Below are 22,207 nucleotides of genomic sequence, written 5' to 3'. Positions count from 1 at the left end.
TCTTCTTGTTATTGTCGTTTACGCCTGATAAGGATAATGGTGCCCAAAGCCAGCACAATCGCCGGTAATATCCACACGAACAGGATACGCTGGAATTCTGCAGATTTGAGGCTGGTGTTCAACAGCACATCTTTCGGAGCATCCGGAATGATTGCCACAGGGTATCGCTCATTATCCAGCCAGGAGTAATAGAGTTTGGAAATATTATGCGTGCCCCTTCTTACTGTACTCATATAATCTGCATCCCCTGCTACAATGATCCTTTGTTCTTTGTTTCCATTTTTTCTGCTGAATGCAAGTGCTACATCGAATGAGTCTTGTTTATAATCCCCTTCCTGTGCTGAGAATACCGGAGCTGCTGAATCTGTCACCAGTATTCCGGCCTTCACCCATGCATTTCTGCCGGCCGTAACATGGAGGTGCTTTGTTGCAAACCCGCTGCCTGTGGCCCTTACCGGACTTACACCAGGAAAGAGTGATCTGGCTGTATCGCCACCCTGGGTCATTTTCCAGAGACGGTCCAGTTTGTATGCCTTCACCAAATGCATGTAGTCGTAGGTCCAGTATGCATTCACCATTTGCGGCATTTCATTTTTGGTCACTTCCACGATGGTACCGGGCATCAGTTCTGCGCCTATTGAAGCAATGAGCGGATTGACCACCTGTTGTTTTCCCGGTTCCCCGTTCACCAGCAGGTTGCCTCCTCTGCTGATATAGTCGCTGATCCTGCCTGCGGCCACTTCATTCAGTGCTGATTTCGGATCACCTATCACCAGTGTGGTTGCATCTGCAGGAATATCACGCAAAGCAGGATTCACCGTATCCATATCATAACCATGATTGATCAGTGAATTCCTGCTTAATTTCGTGATGGTGAATTGTTGATACTCGCGTTCGCCTGTTTTATGGATATCGCGCTGCAGGTTTCCGGTTGTGTGATATACTTTCGGGCCATTGCCATCCGCAAGCCTTTTCAACACTGCCGCCACCTGATCTTCGGAAGGCCAGAAATTGTTATCATTGAAAGTGCGGAGATACATAGACCGCCCTTTGTATTTCAGAAGCATCACCACACGCATGCTTTCAGCATGCAGATCGATCTTTTTCCTGATCTCTTTGGGCTCCAGGTACCAGGCAAGATTCGTTTCCTGCACCCTGGCCATTTCTGACGCTATTTCAGGGAGAGTTTTTCCCGGAACGTTTTTATAATACGTGCTATCATTATCCATCACATCATAATACAGCACGTAATTGAATTTGATGTCTGGCTTGAACCGGATGTATTTTTCCCAGAGGCCCCATGTGTAATCATTCCGGTGCTCCGGCCTTGCTCTGTCAATTCCATCTCCCAGCAGATTGGAGTAGAGCGTAACTTCAAGCGGCTCACCTTCCATCGACTTCAATATCTCCTGTGTAGGCTTACCGATGGTATTACTTTGTATGGCCGTAGTATCCCAGTATCCGATATAACCTGGCCGCGAACATGCAAAACCAACCACCAATACCACCGCAAAAACAGCTATATACCTGGCTCCTTTTTTCAACCAGGGTGTTGACTCCCTGCTGCTTTTCAACCTGAGCATAGTGAAAGAAATGAACATCCATGATATCAATATAAAATACATTACATCATTGGTTGTGATCAATCCCCTCAACATTTTTATGACCCTTCCATTGATGGAGAGAAAATAGGTAAGATCTCTGACAAGGTCATATTTCTGCCACAAATTTCCGACACGGCCGAGTACGAATAAAAGCAGGAAAGTGGCAATAGCAGAAACGATCTGATAATGACTCAAACTACTCATGAACATCCCGATAGCAGAATAGGTACAAACAATCAGATAAAAACCAAGCATTGACGAAAACAACAGCCCGGCATCAACAGACCTGATACCGAAGATCCCGGTTATCATGAACATGCCTACTACAGAAAGCAACATCAGGTTATAGGTCATTACGGCCAGGTATTTTCCAAATACGATCTGGCGGACAGTAACCGGAGATGAATACAGCAGCTTCACCGTTCCATTGTTGATCTCACGACTGATCAATCCCATGGTGAGCAATGGAATGAAGAGGTAAAGATTGTTCAATATGTTAATGAATATACCATCGCTACCGAGGAATATCATTTTAGTAAGCGACATACCGAAGTCCTTCCATTTGGGCACATTTCGAACTGCCACATCCTGCATCAGTGCCAGCTTATACAGCACTCCTGAATAGAATACCCCGCATACGATCATAAAGATCACAGCAAGAAACCAGGCTACAGGGGAATAGAATAGATTGCGAAGTTCATTCTTCGCCACTTTCACGATCATTTTCATCTGAAATATTTTACAGTTTTTTTGGCCAGAAGGAACGTAGTTCCATCTTTATATTTTTAGAAAGTCCGGGCCTTATTGAAGTGATTTTGAGGATAGTTGTTTGAAGATATCATCCAGCATGCCTTTCTCCAGGCTGATCTCGCGTATGCGCCAATCCTGTTTGCCCCCGGCATCAATGATCCTTTCGGCGATCTCTTCATCGCCTTCAAAAAATACGCGGGCCTGTTTACCGGTAAGGAATTCCACTTTGTTTACTCCATGCACTGCTTGAATATCGGCCACGGATGGTGGATTCTCGAACCTCACCAGCAAGCTGTGCGGTTGTACATAATTGTTGAATGCATCCATCGAATCGGAAAAAATGATCCTTCCACCTTCGATCATGATCACCTCCCTGCAGAGCAGGTGGATCTCAGAAAGTATATGGGAACTCAGCAACACGGTTCTCTCCTGCGCTATCTCTTTGATCAGTTTTCTCGCTTCGATGAGCTGATTGGGATCCAGGCCGTTGGTGGGCTCATCCATCACTACCAGTTTTGGTTTATGGATGATCGCCTGCGCAATGCCTACCCTTTGGCGATAGCCTCCCGATAGATTTTTGATCAGCCTGGTACTGAAATGAGTGATCCCAACTTTTTCCTTTGCCTCATTCACCGCCTCCCTGATAGTATGTTTTTCCATTTTCCGCAGCTCCGCAGTATAGGTCAGGAATTCATCCACGGTGAGGTCTGTATAAAGCGGCGGATTCTGCGGAAGAAAGCCAATGTTTTGTTTGGCAAGCTCAGGATCTTCCCGAAGGTCAATGCCATTGATAAATACTGAACCTTCAGTCTGATTAAGCACACCACAAATAATGTTCATAGTGGTGGATTTGCCGGCTCCGTTCGATCCCAGCAGGCCAATCACTCCGGCCTGGTTCAATTCAAGGTTGATATCCCTGATAGCCCAGGAACTGCTGTACTTGTGCGACAGCTGTACGGTCTTTAAAATACTGGTCATGATATTTGAAATAAGATTGTTTTGTTCACGCACTAATAATGTGGCACAAGGAATACATCCGGCGAAGTTGCACCTGTTGTTCCGGGTATTCCTGTAAAGGCAATCGTAAAGCTTTTATATATCCAGGGGTTGGGCGCTGTTTGCTTTAATCCCAATGTAGTATAGCTGGCCAGCAATGTTCCTGTTGCAGCATCGCGGAATTCAAAAACATAGTCCTGTAACTGAAGACGCACCGGGTAGTTTGCAAAACCGGTGATGGCCTTGTAGTTCAGGCTTTGCACTTCCGATCCATCGGCCAGCCCTTTGATATTGATACTTACAGGAGCGCTGCCTTTACTCAGGTTGACGAACCTGATGGCCATGGCGCTGTCGCTCTGCGGAAAGAAGGGGATCTGCTCGTTCCTGATCATCACCGTGTCCGGCGCATCCGGCGATCCGGTCAGGAATAAGGTATGTATGGATCCTACCGGAAGATCGAGGTGGAGATCGAACAGCGGCTGGTCTTTACTGGTAGTATCCGGCATCTGGTATATGCGGAGACGTTGCTGTCCACTGTAATACCTGATCCGGTTATCGGTCATGAAAAAGATCTTGTACCTCAGTATTGCGGCCTGCTTGTACAGGATAGCGCCCTCCTGTCTGAAATTCGGAAGCAGGTCATTGCTGCCGGGAATGGCATTGATGATGGAAAGGGAAGCTGTTCCGGCTGTAGTCACTTCCTTATTACAGGATGCGAAAGAAAAGACCAGCAATACAGCCATTGCAAAAAGTCTGTTGTGCAACCGGATAATTTGCGTATATGCCTTTATGTTATGCTTCATACAATATGGTTTGATCAGGGATTAGTAACCTTCGTTTTGACTCAGCAGGGGATTATCGCGGCGATCATTTCTGGGAATGGGGTAAAGGAACTGGTGATCGCCTGCCCAGGGTTGTTTCATGGGGATAACGGAAATCACATCGTGCGCCCTGCCTGTTCTTTTCAGGTCCATCCAGCGATGCGCCCACTCGCAGAACAGCTCAACCTGCCTTTCTTTTTCAATAGCGATAATCAGTTCATCCTGCGTAATAGTGGAAGGGAGTTCATCCAGCCCTGCCCTTCTCCTGATCTCATTCAGATCATTCACACCATCGGCGGGGCCGCCCAAAGCTCCGTTGGCTGTGGCTTCCGCTCTGATCAGATACATTTCTGCCAGGCGTATCACCATATAATATTCGGCAGGCATGCCTGTATTGAAATTGGCGCCACCGATCTTATACTTGGCAGGATAGAAAGTAAACGCCGGAGGCTGCCCTGAACCACTCAGGGTATTATCGGTACTATCCACCCAATCCTCCCTTCGCTTGTCTCCGGCTTCGAATGCCTGCAGGAGCTGGTCTGTCAGACAATAGATTGCTGCACTCTTATGCGCAGTTGTGGGAAGAAGTAAATAACCCTCAGGAGTGGCATCCCTGATATTGGTGGTGGTGGCTTGTTTCAGTTGCCAGATCGCTTCCGTGCTATTGGCCCGGAATACTTTATTGAGATCGGGTTCCAGTTTGTAAAGCACCTGTTCATTGATCACTTCAGTGGCGGTGGCAGCAGCAGCGGGATAATCTTTCTGATAGAGATAAACCCTTGCCAGCAATGCAGTGGCCGCCCATTTATTGGGCCTGATCCTTTCACCTTTTCCCCTTTCATAACTGGAAGGCATATCCGCTATCGCATCTTTCAGGTCTTTGATGATCTGCTCGTATACCTGTGCCTGTGTCGACTTTTTCACTTTTACGGTTTGGTGGAAATCGATAGTCAGGGCCAATGGCAGATCGCCAAAAAGATTGGTGAGATAGAAATAAGAGAGCGCGCGCACGAATTTTGCTTCGGCTGTGAATTCACGGCGGCTTTTTTCAGACAAGGTCCCTGATACGGTAGCGGCAATTCCCTCGATGATGCCATTGGCATTATAGATTGTTTTATAGGCGGAATTCCAGAGTGGTGTAATGGCTTCGTCCTGTAAGCCCGTGAGCTTATTGGTTGCCAGCAGGTAGTCCTTCAGGATGGTGGAGCCCCTGTACGGGAATAATTCATCGGAAGACTGCCCGGTGGCCACCGTGAGATAACCTGCGCTGTAATTGTTGGAGGCTATTCCCGGTTGCGCACCGGCAGCTTCGCCATTGATCATCATGGTATACAATCCCGACATGGCTCCTTCAGCCTGGGCCTCGTCCTGGAACACCTGTTCTGTAACTATGGTGTTTTTGGGAGGAGGAATCTGGATCCATTTTTTGCAGGAAGCGAACAGCAATAGGATTGCTGTAATGAGAAATCCTGTATAGAAACATTTTTGATTCAGCAGCATAGCAGGGTTTTTAGAAAGTGAAGGAGATAGTTCCATTGATCTGTTTTTGAGATGGCAGCCCCAATCCCACAACAGGGTCTATTCCCGGATACTGTGTGATGGTGAAAATATTGGAAAGGGTAAGCGACAGCATACAGGTTTTCATTCCTGCCTTATGAACAAGCTTTTCCTTCAGTGAATAGCTCAATGAGATATTATTCATTTGCAGGTAGGAAATATCCATATAACCTCCGTCGGAATTGGAGATGGAATAAGTTTGTACAGTAGTGAGCCTGGGATATTTTGCAATATCACCGGGCTTTTGCCAGTAATTGGTGATGCCTTCGGATGGTATGAAGATATTCCTCATGGCGCCGGGCCTGTTGGTGAGGAAGGATGCCATCATCCAGGCCCTTCTGAAACTGAAGTTCATGGAGAGTTGTGCTCCCTTGTAGGACAATGCAGTTCTGAAACCTCCGTCGTATTTGGGATCCATATTGATGGCTACATAGCGATCGTCAAGGCCAAGGCCCCTGGGTTGCTGTCCATCATCAGAGATCTTTCCATCCTTGTTATGATCTTCGAAACTGAATTCACCTGAGAGCGGGTCGACGCCCAGGTAATGGAGCAGATATTGTGTATTCAGTGATTGTCCGATCTGGTAAATGGATGCGTAGGGCGACAATTCCAGGCCGGGATAGGCCAGCAGCTTATTGGAGAAATTACCGATATTGAAGCCAGCCTGCCATTCGAAATCCTTGCGTCTGATCAATACGGCATCTACAGCCAGTCCCCTGGTAAGGTTCCCGATCTTAGCCGGATGATTGGCCGTTACATTCCGGAATCCTGAATATAGAGGAGTGGGAAATTGGGTCAGCTGATCCCTGGCAATACCACGTTGAAGAGTAGCCGAAACATTGATCCTGTTATCCCATAGAGCAAATTCCAATGCACCGGCCAATTGTTTATTGCTCTGCCAATGGTATACCTGGTTCACAGGCTGACTGAGGGTGAATGGCCTCACCGTGTTGTAAGGAAGCATGGAAGCGGCAGACCAGCGGGCCAGGTATTGATAATCGCCAATTCCATCTCCACCCGTGATGCCAAAACTACCCCTGATCTTGATGAACGATATCCATGATGGGAGCATTCTTTTCATCCATTCTTCTTCCGACAAATTCCAGCTGACGCCTACAGATCCGAAATTCCCGAATTGCTTGCCCGGTGCAAATCTTGAAGAGCCGTCCCTTCTCCCATTCAGGTTAATGATGTATTTATTCTCCCAATTGTATGCGATCCGGCCGAACATGGCGGTATACTTGTACTGGCCATAGCCATCGTTCACCTGGATAGTAGCTGCATTGGCAATGGTGCCGATCAGGTTGTCATTGGTATAGCCCCGGCCTGTGATGGTATTGGCAGTAGTGAGCGCATTTTGCAGACTGCCTCCCACCATCACTTCAAAACTTCCCTTACTCAAAAATCCGGAATACCTGATACCTGGCTCCACGATCCATGTGCTGGTATTGGTACTGGCAAATATGGCTGTTCCCGTGCTCACCAGCCGCGGATCATTAGAGCCGATAGTTTGAAACCTGTTGTTGGTATTGCGGGAGCTGGTATATCCGCCGGTGATTTCAATACTCAATCCTTTCAGCAATTTGTAACTGATCTGTGTATTGGCGGACAGGATATTGGTTTTGGCAATATTCGGCTGGTTCACAGAGCCGAAAGGGAATAATCTTGTTCTTGCATCAGGATTCCAGCCCAGGTAATTCAAATTCCCCAGGCTGTCAAAAACAGCAGGAGCATTGGGAGCGATCAGTTCATCGCCTCCCAGCGCCACAGCATCTATATTGGTGAACCTGTAACTAACACCAACAGACACACGTAATTTCTGGTCAGTACTGGAATGCCCGGCATTGAGTAATATCATGGCCGCTTCATTTTTTCCTTTACCTACTGTGATGGCCCTGTTATCATTATAGTTCACACTCAGGCGGAATGAATTGCGGACATCCCCTCCCGATAGTGTTGCACTGATACCGGTGTTCTTTGCTGTCTGGAACAATTCCTTCTGCCAGTTGGTATTCCTGGTAGTATCCCATAGCATCAGGTCCGGTGCAGTATTGACCGTGGGCAGTATTCCATCGTTCTTGAATGCCTCCTTTCTGTATTTGATGTATTCCTCCGTACTCAGGACCCTGGCCCTGCGCAAGGCATTGGAGATTCCCTGTGTAAAAGAAATGCCGAAACTGGTTTTGCCCGGTTTCGCTCTTTTGGTGGTGATCAGTATCACGCCATTGGCGCCGCGCGATCCGTAGATAGACGTTGCATCGGCATCTTTCAATACTTCAATACTTTCTATCTCTTTAGGATCGATACCGTACAAGGGACTTTGTCCCATCGTATTGGAGACCCCGGCCTGGATATATCCGGTAGATGCTCCTTCATTCGACATATACCTGAGATTATTGCTGAGATCGAGAATGGTTTGAGGTACGCCATCGATGATGTACAATGGTTCGGGAGAAAAGTCCCTGTTCAGTGAATTCCTTCCCATCATCACTACTTTCACCGGACTGCTGGGATTGCCGCTCGAAGGAGTAACGATCACTCCGGGCACCCTGCCCTGCAGCGCCAGCAGCGGATTCATGATCGATTGTTTACCGATCTCTTCCCCGCTGATCCTGGTGATATCTCCGGTTGCCAGCCTCCTGCTGGTTTTTCCGTATGCCTGTATCACCATTTTGTCCAGCTCATCCACTGCGATCTTCATGACCACCATGGTATATTTGTCAACCGTTGTGGTAATGGGTTGATAGCCGATCATTGTACAGGTGATCACGTCGCCCTGCTCCGTGTCTTTCAAAGTAAATTTGCCCAAAACATCAGACTGTGTGCCTTTACCGGTTCGTTTGTTCACAACACTCACACCCGCGATACCGTTTTTGGTAGCTTCATCCAGGATGATGCCAGTAGCCTGACTGACAGCTTCTTCATTCATTTGTCCATTACCGGTAGTTGATGCAGGTTTTTCTTCTTTCCGCAACACGATGGTAGTACCCACTATTTTGTAGGCAATGGGCTGATCCTGCAACACGGTCTTGATGAATGATTCGAAGGGCTGGTCTTTGGCGCTGACCGATATCATCACATTATCATTGATCACTTTGGCATTGTAGATAACAGCATATCCTGTTTGTTTTTTGATCTCGGCAAAAATCTGTTTCAGGGAAATTCGCTTTGAATTCAGCGTGATCGTTTGCGCTGTACCGGTAGCAGGCAAAAGCGTTGCAGCAATGATCAGCAGCAGGCAGATCAACCGGGGAGCAGATTGCCTGACCAGCGTATTAGCTAAGCCGGGGGAAGTGTTTGCAGTTTTGCTTTGTCTCATAATTCTCCTTTTTTGAATGCCTTCACTTTGTTGCACCGGTAATGCCGGTAACGGAAAGCAGGCAGCAGCCTGGGGTTACATGAATCGTTTTGGTGACAACATAATTTCTCCCTCAGACCAGCGGTCAGGGACTAAATACACCGGCTACCGAAACCTGCCGGTGAACGAATGTGTAAATGGATTGGTTTAATTGCTGTATTTACAGAAGAATAAGGTCAGGGAAGCACAATGAGCTTTTTGCCTTCCAGCCGGAAATGAACGTCCATGCCTTCAAGAATGCTCAATGCCTGTGAAAGTGTGTAGTCCCGGCGTATCTCGCCTGTGAATTTCTGATCAGGAATTCCTTTTTCATATTGTACATCGATATCGTACCAGCGGCTCAACTGGCGGAGCACTACATCGAAATCAGTGTAATTGTACCTGAACACGCCTTCGCGCCAGGCCATTACAATACTCCGTTCTGCCAGGTCTACTTTCATTATTCCGGACTTATCGATGCTTGCCTGCTGCCCCGGCCGTAGTACTATATTTGATGGTTCGGCTTTATCTGACTGTGATCTTTTTTGCAGGCTGGTCAATGCCGTCACTCTAACAGCTCCCTCCAGCAAAGCGGTATTGATCACGGGTTCATCGGAATAGGCGTTGATATTGAAACTGGTGCCCAGTACTTCTAAGGATGCTTTGCCATCGATGTCTACAAAGAATGGTTTTGACTTATTCTTTGCCACATCAAAATAAGCTTCACCTGTAATGGTCACTCTTCTTTCATTTCCTGCAAAGCTGGCGGGATAACGGATGGAGCTGGCTGCATTCAGCCAAACTTCTGTTCCGTCGGGCAGGAGCAGCCTGTATTGTCCACCTCTCGGCGTACTCAGGGTATTCATCATTATTTCCTTACCGGCATTCGTTCCATTGTAAACGATCTGACCATCTTCCTTTTTCTCGATCTGCGCCTGGCCCTGCATCGCCATGAGCCCGGCTTTCACGGTATCCAGCGCAATGGACCTTCCATCCGCCAATGTAAGAATGGCTTTATCTGAACCCGGTAAGATATTCTCAGGCGTTGCAACGATCTCCTGTTTGGAAGATCCGGAATTCCTGAACATCACGATGGCCATTACCGCAATGCCTGCGAGTACAATCAGTGCAGCTGCATACCTGAGCCAGGCTCTGCGCAGGAAGAATATTTTTTGAACTGGCTTGTCAGACGGTATTTCTTTAAAAATATCTCTGTCAACAGCCGCTGCCGCAAAGGCCAGGTGCTGGAATGGAGTGAGATCTTCATTCTTTTGTTCATGTTGTAACAGAAAGTCAGCCACCAGGTCAGTGAAAGATTCTTTGCTTTCATCTGCGGCCAGATAACCGAACAGTTCTTCACGCTCTGCCGCATCGGCCAGATCGTTACTGTACTGCATCAACAAATATGCGAGACGTTCCTTTTTCATGATTATCTATAGTACGACCCTGAGAATTCAATTTAGGACCCATCGGCCCAAAAAAATTTTAAGGCAGCAGTAAAAGCACCATGGGCAGGGAAACTCCTGCTTCTTTTAATCTTTTTTGAATAAGCTTAAGTGAGAGTACGAGGGTCTTGCGCACATAATTTGATGACACTCCCAGTTTATCAGCAATTTGAGGAATGGTCAATCCGGATTCCCTGCTCAACTGGTAAATGGATTTCTGTCGGGGTGAAAGATCCTGTACGATGCCCCGGATCAGCCCTTGTGTTTCTCGGAAAGCCAGATCCATATCTGTCTGATACAGCAGCTCCCCCTCCAATTCCTGTGGCTGATCGAGGGTCTTAGTGGATTTCTGGTAATCGCTTTGCTTTCGTAAATAGCGGTAACATTCATTTGAGATGATGCGCGAGAGCCATGCTTTTGGGTTATCGATCCCTGGAAGCTTATCCCTGCTCAACCAAAACCTGATCAATGCTTCCTGTAAAACATCGTTCACAGCTTCTTTGGATTTCAGCAGGCTCATCAGGTAGGAGGAGAACTCGGGTAGTACTGAAAGATAGAATTCATTGAATGCCTCTTCATTCCCTTCACTGATCAGGGTGTACAGTCCGGATTCCTTATATGGGTTATCTGCATGCAAAAGAGGAAGCTTATATAAACTTCCTCAAACATAAATAATAAGGGGAAAATATGATCAAATATTTTTTGAATCTCCGATCAGCTCAATAATACCTTCATTCCGGATAATGAGCATTCCCTGCCTGTCTTCCGTAATACCCTTTTCCAACAGGTAGGTATATTTGGGAACACTGCCCTCCATTATGGTAGGCATATAGGTGAATTGAATATTGCTTCTTTTTTTGAGCGCCTCGCCTACTTCAATAATATGGGTAGATACTATGAACAAGCAATTGACGTATTCTGAAAATGCTTCTGTAACTGCCAGCGTTCCATCATAGGCATCTTTTACATTTGTTCCTTTGAATAATTCATCGAACATTAACAGCAGGTGTTTGCCGGTAGCCGTAGCATCGGCTGCATTCTTTACCCGTACCACTTCTGCATAAAAGTGACTGTAGCCCAAACCTATATTATCCGCTACATTGATACTGGAATAAATACCTTCCCTTACAGAAAATTCCATGGATGAAGCAGCAATGGGAAAACCGATATGCGCCAGGTACATGCTGATACCGATAGACTTCATCCAGGTAGACTTACCAGCCATATTTGCCCCCGTGAGAAAGATAACATTGCTCTGTTTTTGCATTTCAATGTTATTACCGACGGCATTGTCAATACACGGATGCCTTAAGTTGGTGGCATTAAAACTATTCATTTGTTTTGGAAGCGCCCTGGCATAGGTGAAACCTCTTTCCCTTGCCACGCTACTTACCGCTATATTCACATCCACTTCCGATATAAAATCCAATACACTCTTAATGTCGTTGTTTAATTTACGCTTTAACAGGTAATCATATTCAGCAATCGTTCTAACGGATATGGATGTATAAATGTCCGTTTCAATTAATTTGGTTAATTGAGGTGAGCTGAGTATCTGCTTTATCTCATTTGCCCGGTGTTGGTACGGTCCTTCGAGCATACACAATTCAACCGCAAGTCCATAGCAACGCTTCAGTGTCACTATTGTGGCCTGCAGCCCCTGGATCAGCAACTTATACCGCTCATCACGGGTTAAACCGGACAAGGCTTTCTTTACCAGGATATTTGCAAAGCCGGCAAGCTGCCCCTGCTCATTAGAAGCATTCACATACTGGTGCATCAAAGTAACCTGTTGTATATCGAAGGAGAATGACAGGTTAGCATCCTGGAAGAACTGAAAGATGGCAGTACGCTCATTGATGATATGCTCCAATGTCAGTGGCTGCCTGAACATTTCATCCAGCAACTCCCCGCCACCCCGGGTTTTCACCCGGTTGAATAAAAAGTAAACAGAGCCCGGACGGAACTTACCCATTAAATTCAGTTCGTCCAGCGATTGTTTATCGATAGTAAAGCTCATGATTGTTTTTTTGTATTGATTGGAATACTATCCGTTTTTTTTGCCTGTTGCCAGGGTGTCTAATATTCCTTCATTGCGAATGATGATCATGCCATGCCGGTCATCGGTAATACCGCGTTCCAATGTGTACGTATATTCAGGGACTGTGCCGTTCATTCGTGTGGGGAGATAATGAAATCCAATATTGGATTTCTGTTTCAATTCCTCTCCCGCTTCCACAATATGAGAAGAAATGATAAACATACTGTTCCTTTTTCCAGCAAAGGCATGTGTTATGGCTACCGTTCCTTCATGCGCATCTTTAACGTTGGTACCTCTGAACAGTTCATCGAACAATACGAAGAGTGATTTACCGGCGCCCAGTTGCGTAGCCATTTTCTTAACTCTCAATACTTCCGCATAGAAGTGACTGGCTCCTATACCTAAATTATCCGGGAGATTGATAGTAGTATAAATACCATCCATAACCGAAAACTCCATGGCGCTTGCAGCAACAGGAAAACCCATATGCGCTATATATACTGCTGTACTGAAGGATCGCAGGAAGGTGGATTTACCGGCCATATTAGCCCCTGTAAGAAAAACCACCGATTTATCGGCATTCATGGTTAAACTATTGGCCACCGGCTTTTTTAATTCCGGATGGTACACGCTTTCTATTTTCAACAGGTTGCTTCCTTTGGGATGGGCCACCGGAAAAACAAAATTGCGTTGAGAAGCCACATGCGCTACTGATATATAAACATCCAGTAAATAAATGAACTGCAATACGGTCAGCACTTTCTCCCGTTCACGAACACGCATCAAAACATCAAAGGCAGTAACGGCCGCATAAGCCAGCTTAGCCTTTGGCTTTTCATTGAAAACGGGTTGAAGCGCAGGATCATTCAGCAGGGAAATCATTTCTTTACATGCATCTTCCAATCCGGTCACTTTTAATATATCGCCCGTTTCTACAAAACTTCGCATGGCATGGAGCAGTTCGATCAAAGCCGTTACACCACTATTGATTTCCTTCTCTCCCAGTGCAGGCTTTTGTCCGTCCTTATTTTCTCCGGAATTGCTTATGTATTTTTCAACACTATCCAGTAAGGAAGGGGCAAAAGGAAATTTTGTTTGCAGCCTGGTGAAAGCAGCTATGATCCCGGAACGTTTGTTGATAGCTTCGAGATCAGACAATGGGCTTCTGAACATCTTTTCCAACACTTCCTCACCACCGCGCGTAGAAGTATGTTTATAGATATCATAAATGCCGTTATGCTCCCGCCTGGAAAACAACCGCAGGTCTTCAATGGTTTGATCATCTGTTTGTAATAACATCGTAGCAATTTGTACTAATGGGTAAATATTATTTTCTGAACCTTCTGATTAAAATAATGGTGCCCACCAGCAGCAGAATGGATGGAAGCACATACACGAATACGTTATAAAGAACATTCCCGCCTTTTTTACCGATCGTCAGGCGGGTATCCTTTGGTAGTTTATATTTAGTATATACAGGATATTCGTTGTTCAATAACCAACTATATAAGCCTAATGCAATAGAGCCTCCATTGCCAGCACCCACCGACATAAAATCAGCATCCGCTGCTATCACGATGCGCTGTTCCTTATTGTTGATCTTTCGGTGGAGCTTAACAGCCAGAATATACTCTTCCTTTTTATAATCTCCTTCTTCCGGAGAGTAGATGGGAGCAGCAGAATCGCGCACAAATACTCCCCGCTCCATCCAGATATCATCATATCCAACAGCTTTCGGTTTGCCAGCTTTCTTTAGTTCCCGCTTCTTCTTTGCGCCCGGCTTCCAGGGAGTGGATTTTTCATCGCCATAACTGTCTTTTTTAAATTCTTCCACATCCACTACCAGGCTGGTTGTTGTAGTGTCTGTCCTGGCTTGCTTCACCTGTTCACCACGAAATTTATTACCGGGAATGCTGATGATGGGCTCTACTGTAAATCCGTTTTTTTCCATAAAACTCAGAATACCCGTTCCTCCAAAATTGGCCATGGCCGTTCTCTTGCCCAGTTGTTGGTGAAGCTGCATCACCGGCTCTTTAGCCATCCGGTTACCTGCTTTTGTCATGCCTGCGGTAAACACTTCAGTCTCCACATGCTGACGGGGCAGCACCATTACTCCTTCTTCCATGTGAACTCCTAATGGATTGATGATCTCATTAATGAAGGGTTGCTTTGATGGTTCGCCGTAGATAATGGCGTTGCCCCCATTCTCCAGGTAATTCATTATATTTTCTTTCTCCTGACCGCTCAATGAAGTTCTGGGGTCCGCAATAACGAGCACATTGGTAGAGTCTGTATTGATGTTGTTTGCCAGGGAAATAGTGTTTGTATGAACTCCCAGATTGATCAGTGAATGCCTTTCCGACCTCTCAGTAGTATTACCACCATGCTCTCTGCTGGTAAACAGGAAGGGACTTCTTTCATAATGTCCCGAGCTGAAACTCACCAGTGGCGAACGGGCACTAACCAGTTCCTTTATTGCGCCCGACACATTATACTCGAATGGCCAGGGATCGCTTGACGGATACGTTCTTAAAAAAACTTTTTTTCCTTTGTATTCCAGTTGCATCACCACTCTATAGGATTCATCCGCCAGGTTTACGGAGCTATCGATTTGCCGGGGAGTTTCAACCTTATCGTAATTCAGCTTATGCATTTTTGCCATCGCTTTCGATAACTGCAGCCTGGTTCTGTTACCATAGAACATACTCAGCAAGGCAGAATCCTGGGCAGTGTTATTGTAATAGAACCTGTAATGGAAGTTGATGTTTGGATAAAATCGCAGGTATTTTTCCCAGAATTTCCAGATATATTCATTTCTTTTCGAAGGCATGGCAAATTCAACCGTCGGTTGCAATACGTTGGTGAATAGCGTTACTTTAATTGCTGATCCGTCCAACTCTTTGATCGCAGCTTGTGTGGTGGAATCTATTGTATTACGTTGATCGCGTGTAACGTCAAGATACCCCACTGCACCCGGACGGGATGAAAAATAACCAAGCAGGAGTATCACCGATGTGAGCACCAGGTATCTCAACATAACGGTATTTTTTTTAACCGATGCTGCCAGCGACTGTAATTTGATCATACTCAGCCCGAGGAATAAAATGATGATGAGTAAGAAATAACTAATGTCCCGCGTAGTGATCAGTCCGGCCTTGAGGAAATTGATCCTTCCATCAATGGATAAGAACCAGGTTATATCACGAATGAAGTCATACTGCTGGAATGTTGAACCTGCCTTTTCCAATATGATAAACAACATAAAAGTTCCAATGCCTGCCAGTATCTGGTATTCGGTGAGGCAGGATACGAATAGTCCGATGGCTATATAGGCACTGGTAAGCAAAAAGAAGCCGAGAAGTATGGATAAGATCAATTTGAATTCAGCATGTTCTATGCAAAAATATCCGGTGATCAACAGTATAGCCAGTGCGGCGGTCAATATCATATTGAACCAGGAAAGTCCCAAAAACTTACCCATTACCACTTCACGCGTGCGGATGGGAGAAGATCTCAATAAGGCTATCGATCCGCTGGATATCTCTCTTCCAATTACCCCCATCGTCAACAGGGGAATGAATAGATACAGATGAGCGCTCATCACTTCCAAAGCATTACCAAACACACCTACAGTGAGCGACCTCCTGAATCCGGCCCAATTGGGGTTATTCAGCATTTCAACTGCCTGCTCGCGTGAAAAACCAACCAAAGGAGCTAAGAACTTCATGCTGCCCAGCACCAAATAACAGATCATGATCACCCAGGCAATGGGCGACTGGAAAAGATAACGAAGTTCTGCTTGAGCAATTCTCAGAATTATTTTCATTATTACACTATTTTGAAGGAATTACTTTTTTCGTCTGCGAATGAGGAAGGCAACTGCCAGAAAAAACACAATGGCAGGGATCACATACACATAAACGATCATCATATTCTCCAACTGATCCCTGTTGACCTTTAAGTACCGGTCATCATTGAATGGATAAAATGAGTATATGGGATATCGATTATTCAATCCCCAACTATAAAAGTGATGATTTAGTTTTTTAGGATCGATTGCATTGTTAGACATAAAGTCCGCATCTCCAGCTACTATGATTCGTTGCTCCTTGTCTCCAACCTTCCGCTTCATTGCTACAGCAATTGTATACTCATTAAGTTGTAAGTCGCCCTGCTCCTTACTGAACACGGGAGCAATAGAGTCTGCAACATATACGCCCTTCTTTAACCACAACTTCTTGTTGCCGGCTATTTTAATGATTGGCTCCACTTCAAATCCATCTACTGCCTGGTAAGACAGCGTTGTTGCTACATTGTGCACGAGCCCATTTCCCAAAGCAGGGAGTAATAGAAACCGCTCCATCTCTTGAGACATCGTCAGTGCTTTGTTGGTTAATCTGCCCCGAACCATATGCCTGTCCTGAGAATTTTCCATCAGCATTCCATCTTCAGCAACTACGCCTAGTTTCTTCAGCACCGGATCTAAAATAAATTGCTTACCGGGCTCCACGAAGAAAATAGCATTGCCACCACGTTGAATATACCGGTCGATCCTTTCCAGTTCAATGGGATCGTATGGAACTTTGGGATCAGCTACTACCAACAGTTGTACATCATCGGGAATATCTGCTTCCATCACTGAAATGGTATCAACATCTACTCCCCTGTCAACCAGGGAACTTGTTTCAAATGTTTTGGAAGTGTATACGCCAAAATCTCTCTGGGTGAATCTGAATGGGCTCCGCTCCAAATGGCCTGTCATAAAAGATACCGCCACATTGCTATCCCTGATCAGCCGCGTTAATTGTCCGGCCATATTTACCGGGTGAGGCCAGGCGCCACCACCGACAATTGATCTGACATAGGTTTGCTTATCTTTGTAGCTCACCTTCATGATCGCGTTGAAATTCTCCTTCTCCAGGTCATGAAAATTATCCAGCGAAGAACCCGGTTTGAATAAAGACTTACGCACGCCATACACTTCAGCTCTTAAAGCAGCAATCTCATCTATGTTTTTTCCCGGGTATTGTTTGTAAAGGGCGCTGTCCCCCTCTTTAATGGCGTAGTAACAAACATAATCGAACTGAACGTTAGGATAGAACCTTAGATATTCAGCCCAGAGGCCGGACGTGTAAACAAACCTTTGTTCCGGGAATCCAAATTTTTCAAACTTCTGGAATAAATTGATATACAATGTGACCTTAATTGGTGACCCGTCAAATTTCTTCAACACTTCCTGGGCGGAAGGATGTAAAGTATTCGATTGTTTTTTTGTAAGGTCTTTATACAAAATCCACCCCGGCTTCGAGCTTAGATAGACCATTAGTAGAATCCCGGAAAAAACAAGCAAATAATGAAGGGCTGTTATTCGTCTGGGGATCGCCACACGAACACTGCGCAAGCGGATCATAGCAAACAGCAGGAACATGGCAATCATCAAAATAAAATAGAGCAGATTCCTGCTTGAGATCAGGCCGGAAGTAATTTCGCCGCGTTTGTATCTAAAACTGAGCAATTCACTCACAGTGCGAAAAAAATCATATTGCTGCCCGTAATTCAATATCGTATCCAACAGGTAGAATACCAGGAAAGTGAAAACTGCAGCAACGATCTGGTAATTGGTTACGGAACTAAAGAACAAACCAATGGCTGCATAAAAGTTGGCGAGTAAAAACAATGATAACAGAATGGTCAGGAATTCAGGCGGATAACTTTCTTTTACAATTACAATACCTGTAATCAACAACAAAGCAGTTCCCAGTAAAAAGATCAAATTGAACAATACTATTCCCCAATATTTTCCCAGTACTATTTCCCTGTTACGGATGGGGGAAGAATAAAGCAATTTAATAGAGCCTGCATTCATCTCCCGGTTAATAACACCCATTGTCAATAATGCCATAAAGAGATGCACATACTTAAAGAAACCCTTGGTTACTTCAAAGTTCATGCTCTTCAATATGCCCGTCACCTTACCCACGTAGTTATCCACTGCCATCATTCCCGCATCCTGGCCTGATGCCATTCTGTCGAACCACTCGAAAAAGAAGATGGCATTGATGACATAAAAGGCCAGGATCACAAACCAGGATACGGGCGAATAAAATAAATTCCTCAATTCTGCCAGCGCGATCTTATTAATTATTTTCATAGCTGTTTCGTTTAAGGCTGCACAGATAATTCTTTAAATACATCATCCAGCAGAGAGCGCTCCAGGTTGATTTCCTGAAGTCTCCATCCCCTGGCAATACTGGCAGCAATGATGGTTTCTGCAATATTTGATTTATTGGAAAAATAGATCCTGCATTTCTTTGCAGTGAGGAATTCTACTTTGGAAACGCCATCGATGGCCTGCAATTCAGCACTTGCAGGTGGATTTTCCATCACTGCCAGCAGGCTCGTTGGTTGTACATAATTATTGAATGCATCCATTGAATCCGTGAACACGATCCTGCCGTTTTCAATCATGATCACATCCCTGCACAACAGATTTATTTCGGTGAGCACATGAGAGCTTAATAGCACTATGTGTTCCTGGCCAATCCGCTGGATCAACCTGCGTGCCTCGATAATCTGATTGGGATCCAAACCATTTGTAGGTTCATCCAATACAACGATGCTGGGCTTGTGAATGATGGCCTGTGCAATACCAACACGCTGCCTGTATCCTCCGGACAGATTCCTGATAAGCCTGGAGCTGAAATGAGCAACGCCTGTTTTATCCATGGCTTCTGCAACTGCCTGCTTTACTTTCATTTTATCAATAAAGCGTAAATGGGCAGCATAGGTAAGATATTCCTCCACAGTAGACTCCAGGTGCAAAGGAGCGGTTTGTGGTAAGAAACCTATCTGCCGTTTTACCTGTAATGGATCCTCCTTTAGATTCATGCCATTGATAAAAACATCTCCTTCCGTTTGTTTCAATACGCCACAGATGATATTCATGGTGGTTGACTTACCGGCGCCATTTGACCCCAATAATCCTACGATGCCCGTAGTGTTGATCTCGAAGTTTATGTCATGGATAGCCCATGCGGTAGCATACCTATGTGATAGGTGCTCCACTTTTAAATGGATACTCATAAAATATTTTAGAATTGACTAAATAGGAAGCTCTATTATTTATTGAGGAGTGATGTTGTTATTGCAATTTAAAACCGGCTTTCAGTAGCAGCTCTCTTACCACTTTGTATTTTTGGATCACTGCCGGGTAAGCATCATATTTTTCCAGGAAATCCTCTTCACTATACAAAAAAGCGGCTGTCATGAATGCTCGTATATCAATCGACTCGGTTGGCATGAATTCCTTGGGAATATTTGAATAGAGTGCCAATGGATGATATAACAGGCCCATCGCTTCGGGTTGTGGGATCCTGTTTACCGGCACCAATATTTCATACGGTATAAATACGTAATTAGCCGATGTGTTAACAGTCTTGAGCAAATTCCTGGTGATTTGATAAAACTCAGTTTGCAACACTGATGCGTGTGTAAGAAGAAGCCATTTTTCTGCAATCCCTGCCAATATCGAAGCCCGGTAAACTTCCTTTTCGGAAGCATTCATCATGGAAACATCTTTTACAACTACCCCTACTGTATTCAGGCCATAAATGGCCGTCCAGCCATGCTCCATTTTTTTATCTAAAGGCGTACTGAAAGTGTAAAATGAATCAACAAAAAACAAGCTGGGTATTATTTCATTAGATGGCAGTGCGGGTACAACCTGGTCCTGCATAAATGGCAACAATTCCGTGATATAAGATTTGTTGTACAAATAGGTAAACCCAGTTGCCGTCTCTCCCTGTAAAGCGTATGTCAGGGCAAGCCTGGTATAGTCGTATCTTTCGACTTTCTCTCCCGGCCGGCTTATCAACTTTCTATGAATGGTGTCGTTATAAAATCCCGCAATGCCCGTCTGTTCATAAAATTGAAATAAAGCATGATCAACAGGATCAGAAGGATTATCAGTCCTGACAAAATAATTCACATCTTCATTACTCTCTTCAAGCGTCGCTTCCTTTTTACAAGCAGTAAAAAACTGCATCATGAATGCTGCAAGGAATACCAACCTGTATTTAAAATAGAACGGTAATTGGAATATCGATAACATACAATAATATTTGATCTGCATAACTGGTTATTGTTTTAGTGGACGTTCGGGCCTGACTTCATTGGTAATTCTTCCCTGGCTAAATTCAATTTCATCATCGGCTATTGGTAACGTATAGGCAGCTTCATCTTGTGCATAAGTACCCAGTTCATAATAACCGTTCTCGATGTAAGTAGTACCCGTGAACATAATGGATCTGTGCCTGAAAGCTTTTCCATAAGGATATTTTGAGTTCACTCCATACCTTCTCAGATCGAACCATCGTATCCCCTCATAGCATAATTCCTGCCTCCTGTCTTCCCTTACTTTCTGGATCAATGCCGCATCTGCATACTGCCATTGAGGAATGTCTGCTGGTTTGAACCTGTATTTGTGGAATTCCTGAATAACAGATTTTGCTTCCTGGTTTTGTCCCAATGCGACCAATGCTTCTGCTTTATTTAAATACATTTCAGATAGCCTCAATGAATATTTATCAGAAATATCATCAATAGTAGGACTACCACCTTTTCCTCTTTTAGCGGCACGTATAACACCCTTGCCGTTTATAGTAAAAAAGAACTTGCGGCGAAGATCATTTATGTCATACCCATTGTACAAATTATCAGAAACGAAGAAGTATAAATCAGTTGGGGCTTCCTCATTCGAACGCATTCTTAATCCCAAATAATTTCCGCCCATCGTAAAAATAACTTCCCTGGAATTTCTATCCAGGAAAATGCTGTTAGCAGGAATTGTATTCAGATCAGTAAGTGTAAATTGACCGGGTTCAATTACACGATTGGCATAGTTTATACTCTTTTGATAGTTTTCCATATATAAATGGACCCTGCTCAAAAGTGCCGCTACAGCCACATTGGAAACACGCAACATGGAAAAAGTCAGGTTGGGAGAAAGATAACCATCTGCCTTTTCAAGATCCTTTACTATTTGTTCATAAACATCCTTCACTGAACTTCTGGCAACAAATTGACTGGTTATCTCAGGCGATATTTTCAGAGGAACGCCAAAGTCTGCATTTGCTGTGGAAGGACGATAAGGTTTACCATATAAATTAACCAGGTTGAAGTAATACAATGCTCTTAAAAAGTGCGCTTCTCCTGTTATCCTGTTCAACACCTCACCCGGTTCACCTTTGGTGCGCAACCTTTCTGCTTCAAATATGATGGTATTGATCCGCGCAATTTTTGCGTATGCTGTATTGTAAAAAACGTCTGACTTATGAAAATCCATCTCGAAACCGTACAATCTGGGATTAGCTTGCCAATGAAGAAAACCATGTTCATAACCGGCACCAATGGACCAGTTTTTGGTTGGAACACTTATATCAAAATCATCATCGCTAATATGAAACAAACTGATGAGTAATTCTTTGTTGTTCTGATCAGCATATACATCCCCGATGAGCAGCTCATTCAGATCAGTGGCAGTTTCTATAAAACTCATGTTCTGGGAATAAGCCTCCAAATACTTTTTACAGGAAACCAGGTTTGCACTTAGCAAACACATCCCAACTATTACTGTTATTCTGATAGCTGATTGCATA

General features: G+C 44.7%; 14 protein-coding genes. All 14 read right to left on the bottom strand.

Annotated elements, in window-relative coordinates:
- Window positions 1–8: 8 nt before the first annotated feature.
- A complete protein-coding gene (locus tag FSB84_RS17075) occupies window positions 9–2,333 on the bottom strand; it encodes an ABC transporter permease subunit (RefSeq protein WP_130539138.1) in 2,325 nt (774 codons plus the stop codon).
- 72 nt (window positions 2,334–2,405) lie between these two features.
- Window positions 2,406–3,332, bottom strand: a complete 927-nt coding sequence (locus tag FSB84_RS17070; protein ID WP_207234174.1) for an ABC transporter ATP-binding protein — start codon at window positions 3,330–3,332, stop codon at window positions 2,406–2,408.
- A 32-nt stretch (window positions 3,333–3,364) separates the two neighbouring features.
- Window positions 3,365–4,153 (bottom strand): DUF4397 domain-containing protein, encoded by a 789-nt coding sequence (locus FSB84_RS17065; RefSeq protein WP_130539137.1) that lies wholly within the window; start codon window positions 4,151–4,153, stop codon window positions 3,365–3,367.
- 21 nt (window positions 4,154–4,174) lie between these two features.
- A complete protein-coding gene (locus FSB84_RS17060; RefSeq protein WP_158643971.1) occupies window positions 4,175–5,671 on the bottom strand; it encodes a RagB/SusD family nutrient uptake outer membrane protein in 1,497 nt (498 codons plus the stop codon).
- A 10-nt stretch (window positions 5,672–5,681) separates the two neighbouring features.
- Entirely contained in the window at window positions 5,682–9,047 is a 3,366-nt protein-coding gene (locus FSB84_RS17055; protein WP_130539135.1) for a SusC/RagA family TonB-linked outer membrane protein, read from the bottom strand.
- Window positions 9,048–9,262: 215 nt separating this feature from the next.
- The gene (locus FSB84_RS17050; RefSeq protein WP_130539134.1) at window positions 9,263–10,492 is read right to left on the bottom strand and encodes a FecR family protein; all 1,230 of its coding nucleotides are present in this window, start codon (window positions 10,490–10,492) and stop codon (window positions 9,263–9,265) included.
- Window positions 10,493–10,550: 58 nt separating this feature from the next.
- Window positions 10,551–11,147 carry an RNA polymerase sigma factor gene (locus FSB84_RS17045; protein ID WP_130539133.1) on the bottom strand — a complete coding sequence of 199 codons (597 nt, stop codon included), beginning with the start codon at window positions 11,145–11,147 and terminating at the stop codon, window positions 10,551–10,553.
- Window positions 11,148–11,201: 54 nt separating this feature from the next.
- The gene (locus FSB84_RS17040) at window positions 11,202–12,530 is read right to left on the bottom strand and encodes a MutS-related protein (protein WP_130539132.1); all 1,329 of its coding nucleotides are present in this window, start codon (window positions 12,528–12,530) and stop codon (window positions 11,202–11,204) included.
- A gap of 27 nt (window positions 12,531–12,557) precedes the next feature.
- On the bottom strand, window positions 12,558–13,850 hold the full coding sequence (locus FSB84_RS17035; protein ID WP_130539131.1) for a MutS-related protein: 1,293 nt from the start codon (window positions 13,848–13,850) through the stop codon (window positions 12,558–12,560).
- 28 nt (window positions 13,851–13,878) lie between these two features.
- Window positions 13,879–16,377 (bottom strand): Gldg family protein, encoded by a 2,499-nt coding sequence (locus FSB84_RS17030; RefSeq protein ID WP_130539130.1) that lies wholly within the window; start codon window positions 16,375–16,377, stop codon window positions 13,879–13,881.
- 21 nt (window positions 16,378–16,398) lie between these two features.
- The gene (locus FSB84_RS17025; RefSeq protein ID WP_130539129.1) at window positions 16,399–18,702 is read right to left on the bottom strand and encodes a Gldg family protein; all 2,304 of its coding nucleotides are present in this window, start codon (window positions 18,700–18,702) and stop codon (window positions 16,399–16,401) included.
- Window positions 18,703–18,713: 11 nt separating this feature from the next.
- Window positions 18,714–19,634 (bottom strand): ABC transporter ATP-binding protein, encoded by a 921-nt coding sequence (locus FSB84_RS17020; RefSeq protein ID WP_130539128.1) that lies wholly within the window; start codon window positions 19,632–19,634, stop codon window positions 18,714–18,716.
- A 58-nt stretch (window positions 19,635–19,692) separates the two neighbouring features.
- Complete coding sequence (locus FSB84_RS17015; RefSeq protein WP_130539127.1) at window positions 19,693–20,682, bottom strand: hypothetical protein; 990 nt, start codon at window positions 20,680–20,682, stop codon at window positions 19,693–19,695.
- Between the two features lie 6 nt (window positions 20,683–20,688).
- Window positions 20,689–22,170, bottom strand: a complete 1,482-nt coding sequence (locus FSB84_RS17010; protein ID WP_225980103.1) for a RagB/SusD family nutrient uptake outer membrane protein — start codon at window positions 22,168–22,170, stop codon at window positions 20,689–20,691.
- Between the last annotated feature and the right edge of the window lie 37 nt (window positions 22,171–22,207).

This window comes from Pseudobacter ginsenosidimutans, from assembly GCF_007970185.1.
GTDB classification, from domain to species: domain Bacteria; phylum Bacteroidota; class Bacteroidia; order Chitinophagales; family Chitinophagaceae; genus Pseudobacter; species Pseudobacter ginsenosidimutans.
This window is presented reverse-complemented; position numbering and strand designations above follow the sequence as displayed.